The sequence below is a fragment of the Lyngbya aestuarii BL J genome (genome assembly GCF_000478195.2).
GTDB classification, from domain to species: domain Bacteria; phylum Cyanobacteriota; class Cyanobacteriia; order Cyanobacteriales; family Microcoleaceae; genus Capilliphycus; species Capilliphycus aestuarii.
Genome location: NZ_AUZM01000004.1, coordinates 138,204 through 155,160, shown reverse-complemented (window position 1 = coordinate 155,160; position 16,957 = coordinate 138,204). Strand labels below are relative to the sequence as shown.

Here is a 16,957-nt window from a genome sequence, read left to right as displayed (position 1 = left end):
TTAAATTAAGTTCATGTTTTGATTAACTTGACTCAGAATTTAATTTTTGAGCAACTTATTCCAAAGACACAAAGAAAAACACCAATATTTGAGAAACTGATCAATTCAGAGGAAATAGAGCATTTATTTGGGGGAGATCAATTTTTGGTAAAAAGTTAGTAACTGTTGGGCTAAGGCTTTATTGGTATAACTTCTCAAAGCCCGTTCATAACCTTGCTGGGCTAAATCTTCAGTTCGTTGGGGATTTTCGATTAACTGACGTAGACTTTCGCCCAATGCTTCGGCTTTTCCTTCAGGAAAAATTAACCCGGCTTCCCCAATCACATGAGGAATTTCACCGGAGTCTGAACCAATAACCGGAACTTTACAAGCCATTGCTTCAATTAAAACATGACCAAATTGTTCTTTCCAGCCAACTGCTGTGAGGGTTTTAAATTTGTAAGTGGTTTCGGAAGGTAAAACCAACACGTTCATGGCATTAATATAACGTTGTACCTCGTCGTGAGGAACACTTTCTACAAAAATCAATCTATCTTTAATGCCAAATTCTGCGGCTTTTTCGAGAATTTGTTGTTTTAATTCTCCCCGACCCAATAATAACGCTTTCCAAGATAATTCTTGTACTTTTGTCAAGGCTTCAACCAAAGTTAAAAGTCCTTTTTCTTCCACAAATCGTCCGACAAACCCCACAACAAATTCATCAGAATGAATTCCCAATTCTGCTTTTAATTCGGGTTGAGGATCGGGTTTAAATAGACTTTCATCGACACCTAGTTGAGGCATAACTTCCATCGCCCCCGTGTAACCCCGTTGTCGTAAAATATCTGAACCGTCTTGATTTCCCACTACAATTCCATCGGTATTTTTGAGGTTATAGGCTTCGATGAGGGAAATGGGAAATTTTAACGTGTAGGGAAGATTCCACCAAGTAAAAAAGACATTTTTAGCTTTCAGTCCTAAGAGTTTATTGCAGGTAATAAACTGAGAATAGGTAATGGCTTTGGCACCTTGTTCAACTTGGATAATATTTGGTTTAAAGTTTTGGAGAAGGGGAATTAAATCTAATCCAAAGGTAAGTAAGCCTTGATTGTTTTGACTGAAGTTAGAAACGGGAACGACTTTAAAAGATCCTTCATCTAAATATTCAGAATCAATAATTTTATTTTGAACGCCTCCCGGTTTCCAACGACGGGGAACAACAAGCGTTACTTCGATTTCCGGAGAGAGATGGGCTAAAGCCCGCCATTTTTCCCGGTTGAGATCTACGATATAAGTATGGCTAGCAACTAAAATTTTCATTGTTTAGCCTAAATTGAAGAATAAGGAGTAAAGTACAAGATAATTTTCAACCCTCAAAACCCTTTAAGTTTGGGCTAATTCATCTTGCTGAGTGTAAACTTGACCTTGATTCCAAAGGGATTTAATCTGAGTTCCAATGGCTTTAAAAAGTCCTAATGTGTAAAAGACAAATCGGGTTAAGACTTTCAGGGGAGAACCACTTTTATTACAGGGAGGATGTCCGAGAACATGACAATCAAATAGTTTGGCAAAAAAGCGCAAACATTGACCCAAGGTGAGGTTTTTTAACCCCATCAAAAAGTGATTGTGGTAGAAGGTAATTTGATATTGCATTGAACGGGTACTAATATCGTGACACCCTCCGACTTCTTCGCCTAAATGAACTAAATTCGCTTCAGGATCGTACCAAATAATATAGCCTGTTTTTCGCACTCGTAAACAAAAATCTGATTCTTCCCGAACAGCACTACCTTTAAACCGTTCATCAAAATGTAAACCATGTTGATCAAAAATTTCTCGCCGAAAAGACATATTACACCCTCGGGCGGAAATCACTTGTTGGGGTTTAACAGTGTGAACTAAATCAATATGATACCAAGCAATTCCCGGATCAGAAGCTTGGGGAGGTAATTCTTCGATCACTAAATCTCCTCCAGAATCTCCTAATTTCATGCGATCAAAAACTCGTCCAGCGACGGCACCAATATTTTTAGGGGTAGAGGTTCCGGCTGCGATATAATTACTGGCATGGGCTGTCAGAAAGCTTTCAGTCAGTTGAACGTCATCATCAATAAATAGGATAATGTCCCCGGTTGAACGTCGAACTGCGTAGTTACGGGCGCCGGGTAAACTTGCCCATTCTAGACGATACCATGTAATTTTACCGGTCTTAGCAAGTTCTTCTAAATAGGTTTGAGTTTCGCTTTGATGAGAATGAGTTTGATCGACGACTAAGACTTCAAACTGGGGATAGTCTTGTTTGAGAACATCAACTAAGGTTTCCCGCAAAGCTTCCTCGCGGTTATAGGTGGGAATAATGACAGAAATTTTAGGCCAGTCCATAGGTGATTTTCGCTAAAATCTAAACGAGTAATGAGGGGAAAAGGGGACTTAATTTAAACGGGGAGTTTGTTTATCAATATTGTACCCCCTCAATCTTCGATGCCCAAGTGAATTTCAGTTAAGTTACGTTACAGGTGATGGGATCTCAAAAGAAGTTGGGAGTTGGGAATCAGGGAAGATTGATCATTGATAATTTATCATTGTTGACGGGTTATGAATTAACCCCCTTGTTCTTCTTCCTCTTTGAGTCGTTTTAGTTCTTGTTTGTCGATGTCGGGAAGTCGATAAATCACCCCAACAAAATACCAATAATAAACGGCAACGGGATCGACATCTAGGGGATAATAGTAAGTGTTATAACTAATAATTAATACAAACACCCAAAACGAAGCCCCAAAGCTGCGAATATTTTTTTCTTTGAGGGAACGATAGGTTTTAAAGGTGGTAAAGGTGAGAGTTGTGACTAATCCTAAAAAGCCAATGGTTCCGACCGGACCGAGTTCATAAATGAGTTTAGGATAATAGGTTTCGATCAGTTTTGTTTCCCCAAAAATTCGGGTGGAATTGGTGGCCCGTCCGAGTCCGTTTCCAAAAATTCCTTCTTGTCGTCCTGTACTATGTTCAAACTGTTCAGCGATAAAGGCGGTTGGGGGGGAAGCTTCCCAACGAGAGACAAAACTATCAATCCGTTCTTGAATAATTTGGGGGTTAGCAATGACGGCAATTCCTAAGACTAAACCCAGTCCGGCAGCAATGGGAAGAAACCGTTTTAAGTTGGTAACTTGACCCGTTAAAACTAGAAGAATTACTGTTACTAAAGGAACTAAAGCGAGGGCAATTCGTTGACCTGAAATTGCTGAATTGACAAACACTAACGCCATCCCTCCTAAGCCCACCATTCGCCAGATTGGGGAAGGATCACTAAAGGCGGTTGCAAAGGTAAAAAAGGCATTAGCAATGAGGAACCAAGCCCATTGCCAAGGGGCGACAAAAGTACCGGGTAAACGGATCATGCTTTGTGAGGGACTAAAGACTAATGAACCGCCAACTAAGCATTTTGCATCGAGGGTTGCTTTAAATAAATCATCTCCGCTTAAATGGTCTGTTCCTTGACAACGCCCGGAAACCAGAAATTGATACTGCATCACTCCTAAAACACAACAAATAATTGCTAAAACTACGGTCATCCGGGTTAGAAAAAGTAAGGATTTTTGATCTTTGATTTGATAATAAGCGCAGGTCATTAATGGAACATACCCAAGAAAAACTTTGAGTCCAAGAATTCCCATTAAAATAGGTTTGTCATTGGGATAGGGTGGATCAAGTTGTTGTAAACCGTTAACTAAGATGAGTGTCAGTAGACAAAAACCCAGCAGAATAAAAAGTGGAGTTTTAACGGCTTTGTGAACAAGAAAGGGTTTATGTTGACGTTTTAATTCTTGAACAAGGGCAATGAGGGCAGGAAAATAAAAGCCATCTTTGGCCAGTTGAAAGAGTGCATTTCCCCCACCAATCCAGTAGGTTATCGTTCCTGAAAAAGGTAGATAGATCAGGAATGCCCACAGTCCTTGCATGGGGTATTTGTAGGACAATGTAGCAACTAGAATACCGCCACCACCTGCGATCGCCAGTTTCTCATCTTTGACAAAAAATAAAGCCACGCCAACCAGTACCGCTAAAACCCCAACCGAAGACACTAAGGACATTAGTTTTTTGATTTCTTTGGCGGTTTTTTGTTTGCGAATTTTGAGTTCTTTTTTACTGATTTTGGGTTGAGAACTTGCTTTTTTTTTCTTTGATTTATTGCGCTTAGATTTTTGTTTGACAACCATCTTTTGCTTACCCTAGCTGAGAAATAAATTCTATTTTATTACTTTTTAAAAAATTATCTGATGTTTATTTTTATTATTTTGATGCAGCAATCCCTGATCTCAAAATCAAGCTTTTGTTAATCAAAGCTAAGATAATTTTTCACTAATTAGCCATTATAACAATCTAATTCAAAATGTCCGGTATGTCAGACGGTCATGGCAAATAGCAATCGGATCGCCAGGAATTGAACATCTAATGATGCGATCGCTTCCGACGACCCGATTTAAAAATTTGAAATTTTAAAGTGAGTTTATTAGACGGCGAGATGGTGCTGAACGACGGAAACCAAGCGGTCGGCCCACAGATTAGCGAGTTCGTTGCGAATGGCTTCAACCATCACCCGAATTACAGGTTCAGTCCCCGATGCCCGTACTAAAATCCGGCCTTGATCGCCCATTTCGGTTTCTGCTTCTTGAATTGCATTGATCAGGGGTTCACACTGTTTCCAGTTGCGACGACGGTTAACGTCTTCTACTCGAACATTTCGCAATAATTGGGGATAGGTTTGGAAACTTTCGTCTACTAATGTTGCCAGAGTCACACCTGAACGCTTGACTAATGCAGCAATATGCAGGGCGGTTAATAAACCATCTCCTGTCATCGCATAATGATGGCAAAGAATATGACCCGATTGTTCGCCCCCTAACATCGCCCCGGTGCGTTTCATTTCAGCGTGAACGTGTTGGTCGCCAACGGCAGTCCGAGTCAACTGACCTCCCTTTTGTTGCCAAGCCCGTTCAAAGCCTAAGTTTGCCATCACGGTAGAAATAATCAAATTTTCGGGAAGTTGTCCGGCTTGGCTGAGGGTTTGACCCCAGAAGTAGAGAATGTAGTCGCCATCGACTGCCCGACCTTGACTATCAACGGCTAAAACTCTGTCTGCATCGCCATCAAAGGCAAAGCCCATATCTGCTTTTGTTTCTAAAACGGCTTGTTGTAGGCGTCCGAGATGGGTGGAACCGCAATTGACGTTAATCTGATGACCGTCGGGTTGGTCATGGAGACAAATGACTTCAGCGCCCATTTGCCGGAAGACTTTCGGCGCCAGATGAACCGCAGCACCCCAAGCTAAATCTAAAACAATTCGCATCCCTTCGAGGTTTAAAGTCGGAAGCAGGGGACGATGTAGAGATTGGGCGTAGTCCTCTACCAGTTCACAGCGATGGTGGTGTTGTCCACAGTTCCCGAAACTGACTGGAAAGTTTGCTTGTCCTCGCAGAGCGGCTTCTATTTGCTGCTGTACGTCTGAAGGGAGTTTTGTACCCTCTGAACCAAAAAATTTAATTCCGTTGTCTTCTGGAGGGTTGTGGCTGGCGGAAATCATCACGCCCCCGATGGCTTCACTGGTACTGGTGAGATAAGCAACGCCTGGAGTCGGACAGAGGCCTAAATACCAGACTTCAAGTCCTGCGGCTGTTAGACCTGCTGACAATGCCATTGCTAACATATTGCCAGAGTTTCTGCTATCCTGACCGAGAAGTACCGGGCCCCGATTATGGGTTTGTTGGCGAAGAACTTGTCCAGCCCAAAAGCCAACTTGTAGGGCTAGGGGAGCGCTCAAGAGTTCTCCGACTCGTCCTCGGATACCATCGGTGCCAAATAAGGGTGTAGCCGGGAGTTCGGTGATACTGCCAAAAAAGTTAATTGGAGATTGTCTCATAAATTGTGTTGGTTTAGCGGGCTGATGCAGTCCTCCATCTTGAGTTGGGGCGGATGCTACGACCATAATCAGTTCACTCCTCAAGGTACTCACACATTCATTGTGGAGGATACCATGTCCGGAACTGAAGATGAATACTGAATGGATTTTTACCAGGCTTCAGTGAGGGTATTCTCTAAAGATGCAAGTTGAATTTTACTTCAGAAGGTAGTGGATTTGTAAAGCTTGCCTTTATTGTATTCAGAACTGAGAAATTTAATTCAATTTTTTATTCATCGAGATAGAATACAAATTTGTAGTTTATGGGTGGCATCGGGAAGGATTGGCTACAACTAAAGTTTAGCTGTATTCCGGCTTGAGTATCCATTGATCAAGAGTCTAGATGACTCCTAATTATACAGAGTCTAACCCCCGATTATTGGTGTTTTATTTTAATTTTTAATCCAGGTGAAAATAATGAGTTCTCAATCTGATTTAAAGTCGTCGATGTCAGTATCTAAACAATCGTTCAAGCAGTTTCCCCACTGGATTTATTCTCTATTGATTGTGAGTTTGATCGTTAGTTGTGGCGTTTTTGCCTATTCTTCTGTTTTTAATGATTTTTTTCTGTCTGATGATTTTGTGCTAATTGCTTTATTTTCTGAGTTAGGGCCTTGGGGATTGTGGGTAAATCAGCAACATGGTCAATCGTTATTTTTTCGACCGGTTTTAAGTTTAATTAGTTTTATAGATTATCAAGTTTGGGGACTTAATCCTTTTGGGTATCATTTGACTAATTTTTTGCTACATTTGATGAATAGTTTATGGGTGGGACTGATTGCTTTTTTCTTGGGGAAATATCTAAAATTTCAGTCAAGGGATCAGCGATTGATTCCCTATTTAGCAGCGTTGATTTTTCTATTACTTCCTTGTCATACCGAGGTTGTTTCTTGGATTTCCGCTCGAACGGATGGAGTTGCGACATTTTTTGGTTTACTTTCTTTTGTATTTTATCTCAGCTATAAATATTATTTTCCCCCTCGATTATTGATTTTTTCAGCTTTGTCATTCTTTGCGGCTTTACTCTCCAAAGAATCAGTTGTTACTTATCCCGGTTTAATTATACTCTTTGAACTCTATGAATATTTTATTCTACAAAATAATCGTAATACTTTAGCCGGACGGTTTTCAATCTGTTCACTTTATATTTGGGTTTTAATTATTTACTTTTGTAGCCGTTTTTTAAAATTGGGTGAATTGGTTGGCGGATATGGAGAAGAAGTTCACTTAAGTTTTGATCTGGATAGAATCTTACAAAATTTGGTCATTTACCCGACTCGAACTTTTGTCACTCCTAGACTTGAATCAGATTTTACATTTTGGTTCATTGCATTTTTAGGGTTAGTTGTATTATTTCTGTTTAGTTTAATCGTTTGTTGGAAACGTCGTCCTCAGTTCTCTGAAGTTCCCCCGATTTTAGTTTTTTTGATTGGGTCTTTTTTCACTCTAGTTTTACCTGCAATTACGGTTTCTGTCTCTATGATTGATACTCAAGGAGAACGATATTTATATTTTGCTTCAGGATTTGCAGCGATTTTCTTGGCAATTATCTTGATTGTAATTTTACAAAATTTGGCGTTAATTTTAATTGTTTCGAGTGCAATATTACTGTATTTTGGCACGTCAGTCTATGATCTCAATCAAAACTGGAATACAGCAGCAAAAATCTCTGAAGATCTTTTAGTGAGTTTGCAGGAAATCCCTAAGAGTCAAGTAATTATTAATAGTTTACCGGATAACTATCATGGTGCTTATATCTATCGAACTGGACTAATTCAAGGTCTTTATTTATTTGATCCGAGTAATCAATTTGAGATTGAGTTTCACCGCAAAAAATTTAATCCCGCTTTTGAAAATGTCAAGTTCACCACCAATAATATTCAAATTGTGATGAATCATAGTTTAGTTGAAGCGAATGATAGTATCTTGGTGAATAATCCTGAAGTGGGGGTTTATCAATTTCAACTTTATAATCCTTTAGCCTCATTCTATGCCTGGAATAAAAATGATTTAGAGACAGAAAGCTACCAAGTCACAAATTTAGAATATCATCAATATGAACTGCGGTTTATCGATTTAACCAGAGTCGAAGATTTGGTGTTTTATTCGTCAGGTAAATTAGTTGACCAACTTTAAACCCCGCTAAACTGTTGTCACGCATTGAAATTTTTAATTAAGCGTAATAGAGAAGTGGAGAGATAGAAAGATCAATTGAAAGCTTTTCCACAATGGAGTCGATCTAAAATCTAGATGCACATTCGCTTAATAATGACCTTAATGATCTGATCAAACCCTATTTCTTCCAGAATAAATGAGATTACTGAATTTAATCTCAATATCTCAGGTTTCGCCACAATTCGGAATGAATGAGGTATCATTATTACAATTTGGCAAATTTTAAGTTTGGTGTGATGGAGCCGATTTACATTTTAGGTGGTGGGCCTGCGGGACTCGCAGCAGCATATAATTTGACCCAGCAAGGTCAACGAGTTGTCGTTGTTGAACGAGATACTCAAGTTGGTGGACTGGCGAAAAGCTTTGAATATAAAGGATTTATTCTTGACTACGGGCCGCATCGATTTTATACCAAACTGGCTCCGGTTTTGAAGCTGTGGAATCAGGTTTTAAAAGAGGAACAAGTCACTGTTAATCGCCTCACTCGCATTTATTATGGAGGGAAATATTTTAGTTATCCCCTCAAAGCTAAACAGGTTTTATTCGCTCTGGGTTGGTTGGAAAACTTACGAATTATTAGTTCTTATTTTGCGGCTCGTTTGTTTCCCAAGAAGAATCCAAATAACTTTGCAGAATGGGTAATTGATAAGTTTGGGCGGCGACTATTTGAGATTTTCTTTCAAGGATATACTGAAAAACTTTGGGGAATTCCTTGTAATCAGATTAGTGCAGATTGGGCGGCTCAAAGAATTAAAGGTTTATCTTTTATTAAAGCAGCTCGGAATGCAATTTTCGGCAATGATGGCAAAGTTAAAACACTAATTTATCAATTTCAATTTCCCCGTTTAGGTTCCGGTCAACTTTATGAAAAAATCGTCGATTATCTCCAGGAAAACAATCAAACTGTTTTATTAAATACTGAAGTGGTTCGAGTTCATCACGATAATTTTAAAGTGACTCACGTTACTCTCAAAAATCGTCAAACTCAAGAACAGAAAACCGTTCCTTGTGGTAATGTTATTTCTTCAATTCCGATTACTCACTTAATGCAGCAAATCGAATCTTCTCCTCCGGTAGAAGTCATTCAAGCTGCAAACTCTCTCAAATTTCGCAATACAATCTTAGTGTATGTGATTGTAGAATCCGGTAATTTATTTCCTGATAATTGGCTGTATATTAATGATCCTAGAGTTCAGTTAGGGCGAGTCACAAACTTTGCCAATTGGTCGCCCGAGATGCTTCCCAACTCTCAGCAAACCCCCCTTTGTTGTGAATATTGGTGTAACTTTGAGGATGATTTATGGCAATGTCCAGAAGATGAACTGCGGATTAAAGCAGAAGCAGAACTCCGAAAAATAGGGTTATTAAAACAAGAAAAAGTTGTTGATGGTTTTGTCGTCCGTTTACCTCGAACTTATCCAATTTATGCAGGAAACTACAAAGAAGCGTTGGGCGAAATTAAAGCTTATCTACAATCTTTTAAAAACCTACAATTAATTGGTCGCTATGGTGCATTTAAGTATAACAATCAAGACCATAGTTTATTAATGGGAATTCTCGCGGCTGAGAATGTTCTAACACCGAATAAACATGATCTTTGGGCGGTGAATAGTGATAGCGAATACGTCGAAGAAGCCAACGCAGAAGCCGCCACAACAGTTGCTAAAAAAACTGGGGTTTATCGGCGTCGAAAATTGGTTCAAATTCTACAACAATTTGGCGGTTATCTGTTTACAGGAGGAACTGCAACTCTAGTTGATGTTCTTGTGTTTTCGCTCTTAACTCAAGCAGGCTTATGGTATGTTTATGCTTTAGGGATTAGTTGGTTTTTTGGATTGAGTACCAACTTTTGGCTGAGTCGTCGCTTCGTTTTTGGAATTTATTGGAATAATTGGTGGATTCAATATGCAGTTTTTACTTCCGTTGCATTGAATAGTTTGTTAGCAAATTTAGGACTATTACAACTGTTAATTAATGAAGCGGATTGGAATCCAACTCTCGCTCGTTTAGTCAGCTCTGCTTGTGTAGCGATGATTAGTTTTACAGGTCATAAACTGTATTCTTTTTCTCAACCACAATCGGCTTCTAAGCTTTCAGAAATTGAGACTTAAACTCTAACTTAACTGCTAATGTTTAATCGTGAAAATAGTTCTAAGCCGCGTTTAGATTGGGTTATTTGTCTCACCCTACTGAGTTGGGTTGTTTTAGTTCCAATTGTGAATCAAATTCAGATTCCACTGGGAAATAAAACCGATGTCATTTCACTGGCTTACTTGGAAAATATTAGCCCTTATACAGACTATTTGAAATATTTGATTCTTTTGTTAGTTCCACCTCTTGTAGCGGTTATAAGTTTAAAGATTAAGGGGAAAACACTTGAATCTATTTTTCAGACTATTTTATCTTTTGTTAAAGATCAACGAGTGTGGGTTGTCACAGCAGGAATATTATTAACAGCTTGGGTAATTAATATTCCCTTCGATCAATTTAAGATTAAAGAGACTTTAATTGATTCTTTTCACGAAGGAGAGTATCTAGGATTTTTACCCAATTTTCTTCAGTTAGAAAAACCTTTTATTAATACTGTTTTAATTCATGGTTGGGGAATGGATGTTCTACCGACTTGGTTAGCAACTTTGTTCACTTTTAATGATAATGGTATTGCTCTAACTCGTTTATTTGTTAACATTGAAAATGTAATTACAAGTTTAGGATATTTCTGGATTTTCTGGGAACTAACCGGAGCTACAAAACTTAAAAAATCCCGTTTACCCATTTTTTTAGCATCCTGTTTATTATTTTGTATTTTAGATGGAATTTTGTTTAAATTTGATGGACGACGAGGAACTTTTTTCATGCTTCAGTTGGCTCTTACTCTGAGATGTTTTAGAGTCATTGATATTAAACCGAAACAAGCACAACTGTTAGGAATTATCTTAGGTGCATCAGTTTCGGCGAGTTTTTTATATGTTTATGACCGCGCAATTTACTTTTTAGCGGTTTATGTTTTTAGTCTGGTTTTGAGCTTGTTTTTAGATAAAAAAACGGCTAAAACTTGGATTTTTAGTTCTTTAACAGGTGTGATTCTTTCTCTAATTTTAATCACAGCACTTTTAGGAATTGAACAGGTTTTAGCGATTGGTTCGCACGTTCTCTACTGGGGAAAATACGGTCGATATATCTCTTTTATTCCTTTACCTCCTCTAGAGATGACTTTCATCTCACAGAACTTTTGGTTAGCGATGCTAATTCAAACTTTTGTGTTGGTTTATTTATTGTTGGATTTTATGACAGAAAATTCAAAATTTCGTCCTTTTGTTCAGAGAAATTATTTACTTATATTACTGCTTTCTGCGTCGGTTGTTTATATGCGAATTACCCTTGATCGTAGTGATTTAGGTCATGCTTATCATGGTACAATTGCAACTGTTTTTTTACTGGCTTATTTGAGTTATATTGGCTTTCGTCAATATTTACAACCGCAGTTAGAACACCTTAAACTTAATTCTATTCATCAAATTCTAATTGTTATTTTAGTTTTCAGCTTAATTCGTTCTGAACCTGGATTTAATTTACAAACAGCTATCAATAAAATTGTCAAATTACCTAGTCGATTATCTTTTACTGATGCTCAAATTCTGAAACAGGATTACTTAGAAGCTTTAACGGTAATGAAACCAGAAGTCGATCAACAATCTTGCTTTTTCAACCTCACTTCTGAAGGATTATGGTATTATTTATTTAACAAACCCTCTTGCTCAAAATATGGCTATGTTCTCTACTCTAAGCCTGTCGAAGCTCAAAAAGTAGTCGTTCAAGAGTTAGAAAAAACTCAACCAAATATTATCTTACTCACCAATGAAATGTGGTTTGAAAATCCTTGGGATGGCGTGTTAAAATCTGACTCTGCGGCTTTGATTTATCAGAATGTTTTACACCAGTATCGACCTTATAAGTTAGTTCAGTCTCATTGGTTTTGGAAACGTAGTAATCGCCTTTTGAGTTTTATTGAAACTAATCCTCAAACCAACTTTCAAAATGGATTTGTAGAAGTTATACCCCCTGAAGTCATTTACAGAAATGATGTTATAGAAATGAGTGGATGGGCGGTTTTACCAGAAAAGCAAAAACCCGCAGATGCAGTTTATCTCAGCTATGGCGATCAAAATCAGCTTATTACAGTGGGAAAAGTGAATCAAAATCGTTCAGATGTAGCTGAAGTTTTATCGGTATTTGAGTATAGTCAATCGGGTTGGTTTATTCGAGTTCCCACGACAGTTTTACCTCTAGGAAATACGGTATTAAAAGTTTGGGCGTATGATGCAGAAACCGAAACATTAACCCAAATTGGATCGGAAATTCCTGTAGAAGTAACTCAAGCCATGCGACTGTAAAATAAAATTAAACTCTATAAATCTTAGAGATAATACTCAATAATCTGAGTGGTTCTTTTTCCGGTTTTTTCCCATTGAAACTCTTTCGCTCTCGCTAATCCTAAATGGCGAAGATCTGATCGCATTTTAGTATCATTTGCTAAAGTTTTCATTGCTTCTGTAATTTCATTTACCTCTAAAGGATTGATATATAACGCCGCATTTCCAGCAACTTCCGGTAAAGAAGCAAGGTTAGAAGTAATCACAGGAGTTCCACAAGCCATCGCTTCAAGAACTGGAAAACCAAACCCCTCCCAAAGACTTGGAAAAACCAGTGCTATAGCTTGATTAATGACTTTTGTAAACTCTTTTGGTGAGACATAATCTAAGAATTTTACCTGTTGATTTAATCCTAATTCTGCGACTTGTACTTTTAGATTTGGAGTATAGGTTTTATCAGTTGGTCCCGCGAACCACAACTCATAATTAGAACGATCAGGTAATTGAGAAAATGCAGTAATTAATCGGTGCAAATTCTTATAAGCATCATGGCGACCAATATAGAGAAAATAATTGCTTATGGGTAAATCAAGAAATTGAAATTTTTCAGGATTATATCCTAAAGCAATAGGTGTTATTTTAGTTTCAGGAATTTTAAAAAACTGCACTAAATCTTGAGCCGTCGATTGAGAATTACAAACAATATGTTCAGCTTGAGATAATACCATTGGAATGTAGTATTTAAAGTAAGCAGTTAGGCGAGAACCCCGTCTTGGAAACCTGAGAGGAATTAAGTCATGGGCCATGACAATCGAACGACAGGAAGAATATAATGGAGCTTCTGGGAGTGGTGAAAAGACGAGATTTCCTTTGAGTTTACGGTAAATAGAAGGAAGTTTAAATTGAGTCCAAAGTAAACGGCGAAAATGTCCTTTTGTTCCCTGAGCAGGTGTCATATTACTGGGAACGGGATAACAGGAGTAACCCGGTTTAGATTCTGCTACTAATAGAGTTGGATTGAGTCGTTTGAGTTGGGGTAAAATCTGACTCGCATAGATAGAAATACCTGTGGCTTCAGGAATAAGAACAGAAAGGTTGATTAGCAGTGAATTAGACATTAATACTCAGTACGATGAGGATAATCTTATCAATCAATTTTTAGTTTTTAAATAAGATTTAAAGTTTATTTCTTACACAAAAAACACCGAATAAATAGGGGCATAAAAGATAGCCCCTAACTCGATCAATTTGACTGATCAACAGAGAAAACTATAAGAGTCAGCTACATGATTTTGACAATGTAAAATATTTACAGTCTGTTTTGTGAGCCTATTTTTACCGATGAACTATGCCTCTGTTTTTCCGCCATAACCTCCTTCTTCTGGAAAACGAGTAATATCATCTTCTCCCAAATATTCCCCATTTTGTACTTCAATCATTACTAAGGGAATTACTCCCGGATTTTCAAGTCTATGGGGAGTATTCATCGGAACATAGGTGGATTGTTTAGGAATCAGAGTTGTGTGTTCACCCCCACAAATCACCTTAGCAGTACCCGCAACAACAATCCAATGTTCACTGCGATGATAGTGCATTTGGGTACTAATATGATATCCCGGATTCACAATAATCCGATTAATCCGATAGCGATCGCCCTCTTCCAAAACTGTCACCTGACCCCAAGGGGGTGTACGAGTTTGAGAAGTGTCAGTTTTCGTCGGTGTCTCCGTTTTTACGGATGTGTCAGTATTATCTTTTGTCATAATCCTTGTCGAGAATTAGAAATCTTACAGCTATTATAGGTTCTAGCACTAACAAACATAAGGTGTAAATATTCTGATGAAAAAATGGATAGTTTGTCTGTTAGCAACTAGCTCCTATTTTAGTTTATCCGTTCCTGTGTTCGCTTGGCCAACAGTGGAGGAAATAATTCACAGCCAAATTCTCAAAGCCTGTCAAACTCTCTCTCACGAGGAAGCTTTAAATCAAGTTTTGGGTGAATATGGGCCAGAAGCTCAAAAAAATTATCCAATGTGGCGAGAAATGACCGCAGAAGATTGTGCAAACGCCACGGTTCCTCCTGATCCTTCTGGTATTAAAGGTCAATGTTCGAGTGAATTTGCTTCCATTGGAGAAGAACTTGATACTTCACATTTAACTTGGAGAGAATGTTGGTTAGAAGTCACTTCTAATAAAGTTCTTTTTAAAACAACTTTTGATACAACTGCAATGATCGGAAATCAGATGTCTGAATCTCAGTTTTTAGTAAGCGAACAGCAATATAATTTTCCCGAAGCAATGCGAGATTATTGGGATGAATATGAAGCGCAAGGCTACTGTCAAATTAATCAGGAAGAAACCCTCTGTAGTTTACAACTCAATCATGGTCAATGGTTAAAAATTTTTAAACCGGATTTGAATTCCTATTCTGAGACTCCTCAACTAAATGACAAGCCACAAAATGTCCTGGATTAACCTCTCTAAATTCCGGTTCTTCTAGACGACAACGATCAACAACAAGCGGACAACGAGTGTTAAATCGACAACCTTTCGGGGGATTTATGGGGCTAGGAATATCATCTTTGAGAAGAATTCGTTCACGTTTAGCCTCAAGTTCAGGATCGGGAATGGGCACCGCAGAAAGTAAAGCTTGAGTATAGGGATGTAAGGGATTTTCATAAATATCAACTCGCTCTGCGAGTTCAACAATTTTACCCAAATACATCACAGCAATCCGCTTAGAAATATGTCGAACTACACTTAAATCATGGGCTATAAATAGATAAGTTAGTCCTAATGTTTTCTGCAAAGATTGCATTAAATTAATCACTTGAGCTTGAATCGAAACATCCAATGAAGCAATCGGTTCATCACAAACAATAAAATCAGGATTAACGGCTAAAGCCCTAGCAATACCAATTCGCTGTCGTTGACCTCCTGAAAATTCATGGGGATAACGGTTAATAAATTGAGGATTTAATCCTACTAATTCTAATAATTCTTCAACATGAGCGCGTATTTTTTTTGTAGCTAAGTTATGAACAATCAATGGTTCTGCAATGATTTTCCCTACCGTCATTCGAGGATTTAAGGAAGCATAGGGGTCTTGAAAAATAATTTGCATTCGCCGACGAATTTTCCGTATTTCTTCCGGTTCTAATGTAGTTAAATCTGTATCTTCAAAGTAAACTTTTCCGACCGTTGGACGAATCAGTTGTAAAATTGCCCGTCCGGTTGTACTTTTTCCGCAACCAGATTCTCCGACTAAACTTAAGGTTTCACCCCGTTTAATCTCAAAAGTTAACCCATCAACGGCTTTAATTGCACCGACTATTTTTTGAATAATAAGTCCTTGAAAAACAGGAAAATGTACCTGTAAATTTTGAATCGTGATTAATGTATCTTGTTTTGGATTTGTTTGAGGTGTATTAATATCAGTTTCAATCATTTTATTTTTTTTATTAATAAGATTATACTTCAGGCTTTACCCAACACGCCACTTCATGTCCATTTTCTATCATTTCTAATGGGGGATCTTCTTGAAAACAATGTTCGACAGCAAAACGACATCTCGGTGCAAATGGACAACCTTTTGGATAATGAGTTAAATCGGGAGGAACTCCTTCAATTGCAGGTAACTTTTCGGGAATCTTTCCTGTTAAACGCGGTAAACTTTCTAGTAATCCTATTGTATAAGGATGGCGAGGATTTTTATAGAGTTGATTAATAGAAGCTTGTTCAACAATTTGACCCGCATATAATACTAAAATTCTATCCGCTAATCCCGCCAATAATGCCAAATCATGGGTAATCCAAATCACCGCCATTTCTAGTTCTTTTTTTAACTGTTTAACTAACTCCACAACCTGGGCTTGAACCGTGACATCTAAAGCCGTTGTGGGTTCATCTGCAATTAATAATTTTGGATGACAAGCTAACCCCATCGCAATCATTACTCGTTGGCGCATTCCCCCTGAAAATTGATAGGGATAGTTTTTGATTCTGCCTTCAGCGTCGGGAATTCCGACTTTTTTTAACAATTCAATTGCTCTTAATTTTGACTCGTTTTTATTCAGTCCTAAATGAAGCTGAATTGACTCTGTAATTTGTTTTTCAATCCGGAGAACTGGATTAAGAGAAGTCATTGGATCTTGAAAAATAATCGAAATTTTATTGCCCCGAATTTTTCGTAAATTCTCTGAAGAAAGCGTTAGTATATTTTTGCCTTCAAACAATACTTTTCCGCCTGTTATTTTACCAGGAGGAGAAGGAATTAACCGTAAAATTGACAATACACTAATACTTTTACCCGAACCAGACTCGCCAACAATTCCCACCGTTTCCCCAGAATTGACTACATAAGAAATATTATTGACTGCACAGACAATTCCATCGGGAGTAAAAAAGCGAGTTTCTAAGTTCTGAACTTCTAATAGAGGCGACATTAAACTTTCAAATAAACGAACAAAAACAATTC

At 38.0% G+C, this 16,957-nt stretch carries 12 protein-coding genes; 4 read left to right on the top strand and 8 right to left on the bottom strand.

Annotation, left to right across the window (positions count from 1 at the left end; genetic code table 11):
• Window positions 1-123 precede the first annotated feature (123 nt).
• The 4 genes from hpsO to glmM form a co-directional block, all read right to left on the bottom strand.
• A complete protein-coding gene (gene hpsO, locus M595_RS03280) occupies window positions 124-1,299 on the bottom strand; it encodes a hormogonium polysaccharide biosynthesis glycosyltransferase HpsO (protein ID WP_023064595.1) in 1,176 nt (391 codons plus the stop codon).
• 63 nt (window positions 1,300-1,362) lie between these two features.
• The gene (gene hpsN, locus M595_RS03275; protein ID WP_023064562.1) at window positions 1,363-2,361 is read right to left on the bottom strand and encodes a hormogonium polysaccharide biosynthesis glycosyltransferase HpsN; all 999 of its coding nucleotides are present in this window, start codon (window positions 2,359-2,361) and stop codon (window positions 1,363-1,365) included.
• Between the two features lie 218 nt (window positions 2,362-2,579).
• On the bottom strand, window positions 2,580-4,193 hold the full coding sequence (hpsL, locus tag M595_RS03270) for a hormogonium polysaccharide biosynthesis protein HpsL (protein ID WP_023064469.1): 1,614 nt from the start codon (window positions 4,191-4,193) through the stop codon (window positions 2,580-2,582).
• A gap of 293 nt (window positions 4,194-4,486) precedes the next feature.
• Window positions 4,487-5,893 (bottom strand): phosphoglucosamine mutase, encoded by a 1,407-nt coding sequence (glmM, locus tag M595_RS03265; protein WP_375339230.1) that lies wholly within the window; start codon window positions 5,891-5,893, stop codon window positions 4,487-4,489.
• A gap of 456 nt (window positions 5,894-6,349) precedes the next feature.
• Between glmM and M595_RS03260 the strand changes: the two genes are divergently transcribed.
• From M595_RS03260 to M595_RS03250, 3 genes are all read left to right on the top strand, one after another.
• Window positions 6,350-8,068, top strand: a complete 1,719-nt coding sequence (locus M595_RS03260) for a glycosyltransferase family protein (RefSeq protein ID WP_023064582.1) — start codon at window positions 6,350-6,352, stop codon at window positions 8,066-8,068.
• 275 nt (window positions 8,069-8,343) lie between these two features.
• On the top strand, window positions 8,344-10,218 hold the full coding sequence (locus M595_RS03255; protein ID WP_023064528.1) for a GtrA family protein: 1,875 nt from the start codon (window positions 8,344-8,346) through the stop codon (window positions 10,216-10,218).
• 18 nt (window positions 10,219-10,236) lie between these two features.
• Window positions 10,237-12,501 (top strand): hypothetical protein, encoded by a 2,265-nt coding sequence (locus M595_RS03250; RefSeq protein ID WP_023064576.1) that lies wholly within the window; start codon window positions 10,237-10,239, stop codon window positions 12,499-12,501.
• Window positions 12,502-12,524: 23 nt separating this feature from the next.
• On the opposite strand, the gene M595_RS03245 is transcribed toward M595_RS03250, so the two are convergent.
• Together M595_RS03245 and M595_RS03240 are read right to left on the bottom strand one after the other, a co-directional pair.
• The gene (locus tag M595_RS03245; protein ID WP_023064474.1) at window positions 12,525-13,598 is read right to left on the bottom strand and encodes a glycosyltransferase family 4 protein; all 1,074 of its coding nucleotides are present in this window, start codon (window positions 13,596-13,598) and stop codon (window positions 12,525-12,527) included.
• A 228-nt stretch (window positions 13,599-13,826) separates the two neighbouring features.
• Window positions 13,827-14,243 carry a phosphomannose isomerase type II C-terminal cupin domain gene (locus M595_RS03240; protein WP_023064549.1) on the bottom strand — a complete coding sequence of 139 codons (417 nt, stop codon included), beginning with the start codon at window positions 14,241-14,243 and terminating at the stop codon, window positions 13,827-13,829.
• 76 nt (window positions 14,244-14,319) lie between these two features.
• On the opposite strand from M595_RS03240, the gene M595_RS03235 reads away from it, so the two are divergent.
• Window positions 14,320-14,955 carry a hypothetical protein gene (locus M595_RS03235; RefSeq protein ID WP_040483495.1) on the top strand — a complete coding sequence of 212 codons (636 nt, stop codon included), beginning with the start codon at window positions 14,320-14,322 and terminating at the stop codon, window positions 14,953-14,955.
• On the opposite strand, the gene M595_RS03230 is transcribed toward M595_RS03235, so the two are convergent.
• Both M595_RS03230 and M595_RS03225 read right to left on the bottom strand, forming a co-directional pair.
• A complete protein-coding gene (locus tag M595_RS03230) occupies window positions 14,885-15,928 on the bottom strand; it encodes an ABC transporter ATP-binding protein (RefSeq protein WP_023064556.1) in 1,044 nt (347 codons plus the stop codon). The genes M595_RS03235 and M595_RS03230 overlap by 71 nt on opposite strands.
• 22 nt (window positions 15,929-15,950) lie before the next feature.
• A complete protein-coding gene (locus tag M595_RS03225) occupies window positions 15,951-16,925 on the bottom strand; it encodes an ABC transporter ATP-binding protein (protein WP_023064604.1) in 975 nt (324 codons plus the stop codon).
• Window positions 16,926-16,957 lie beyond the last annotated feature (32 nt).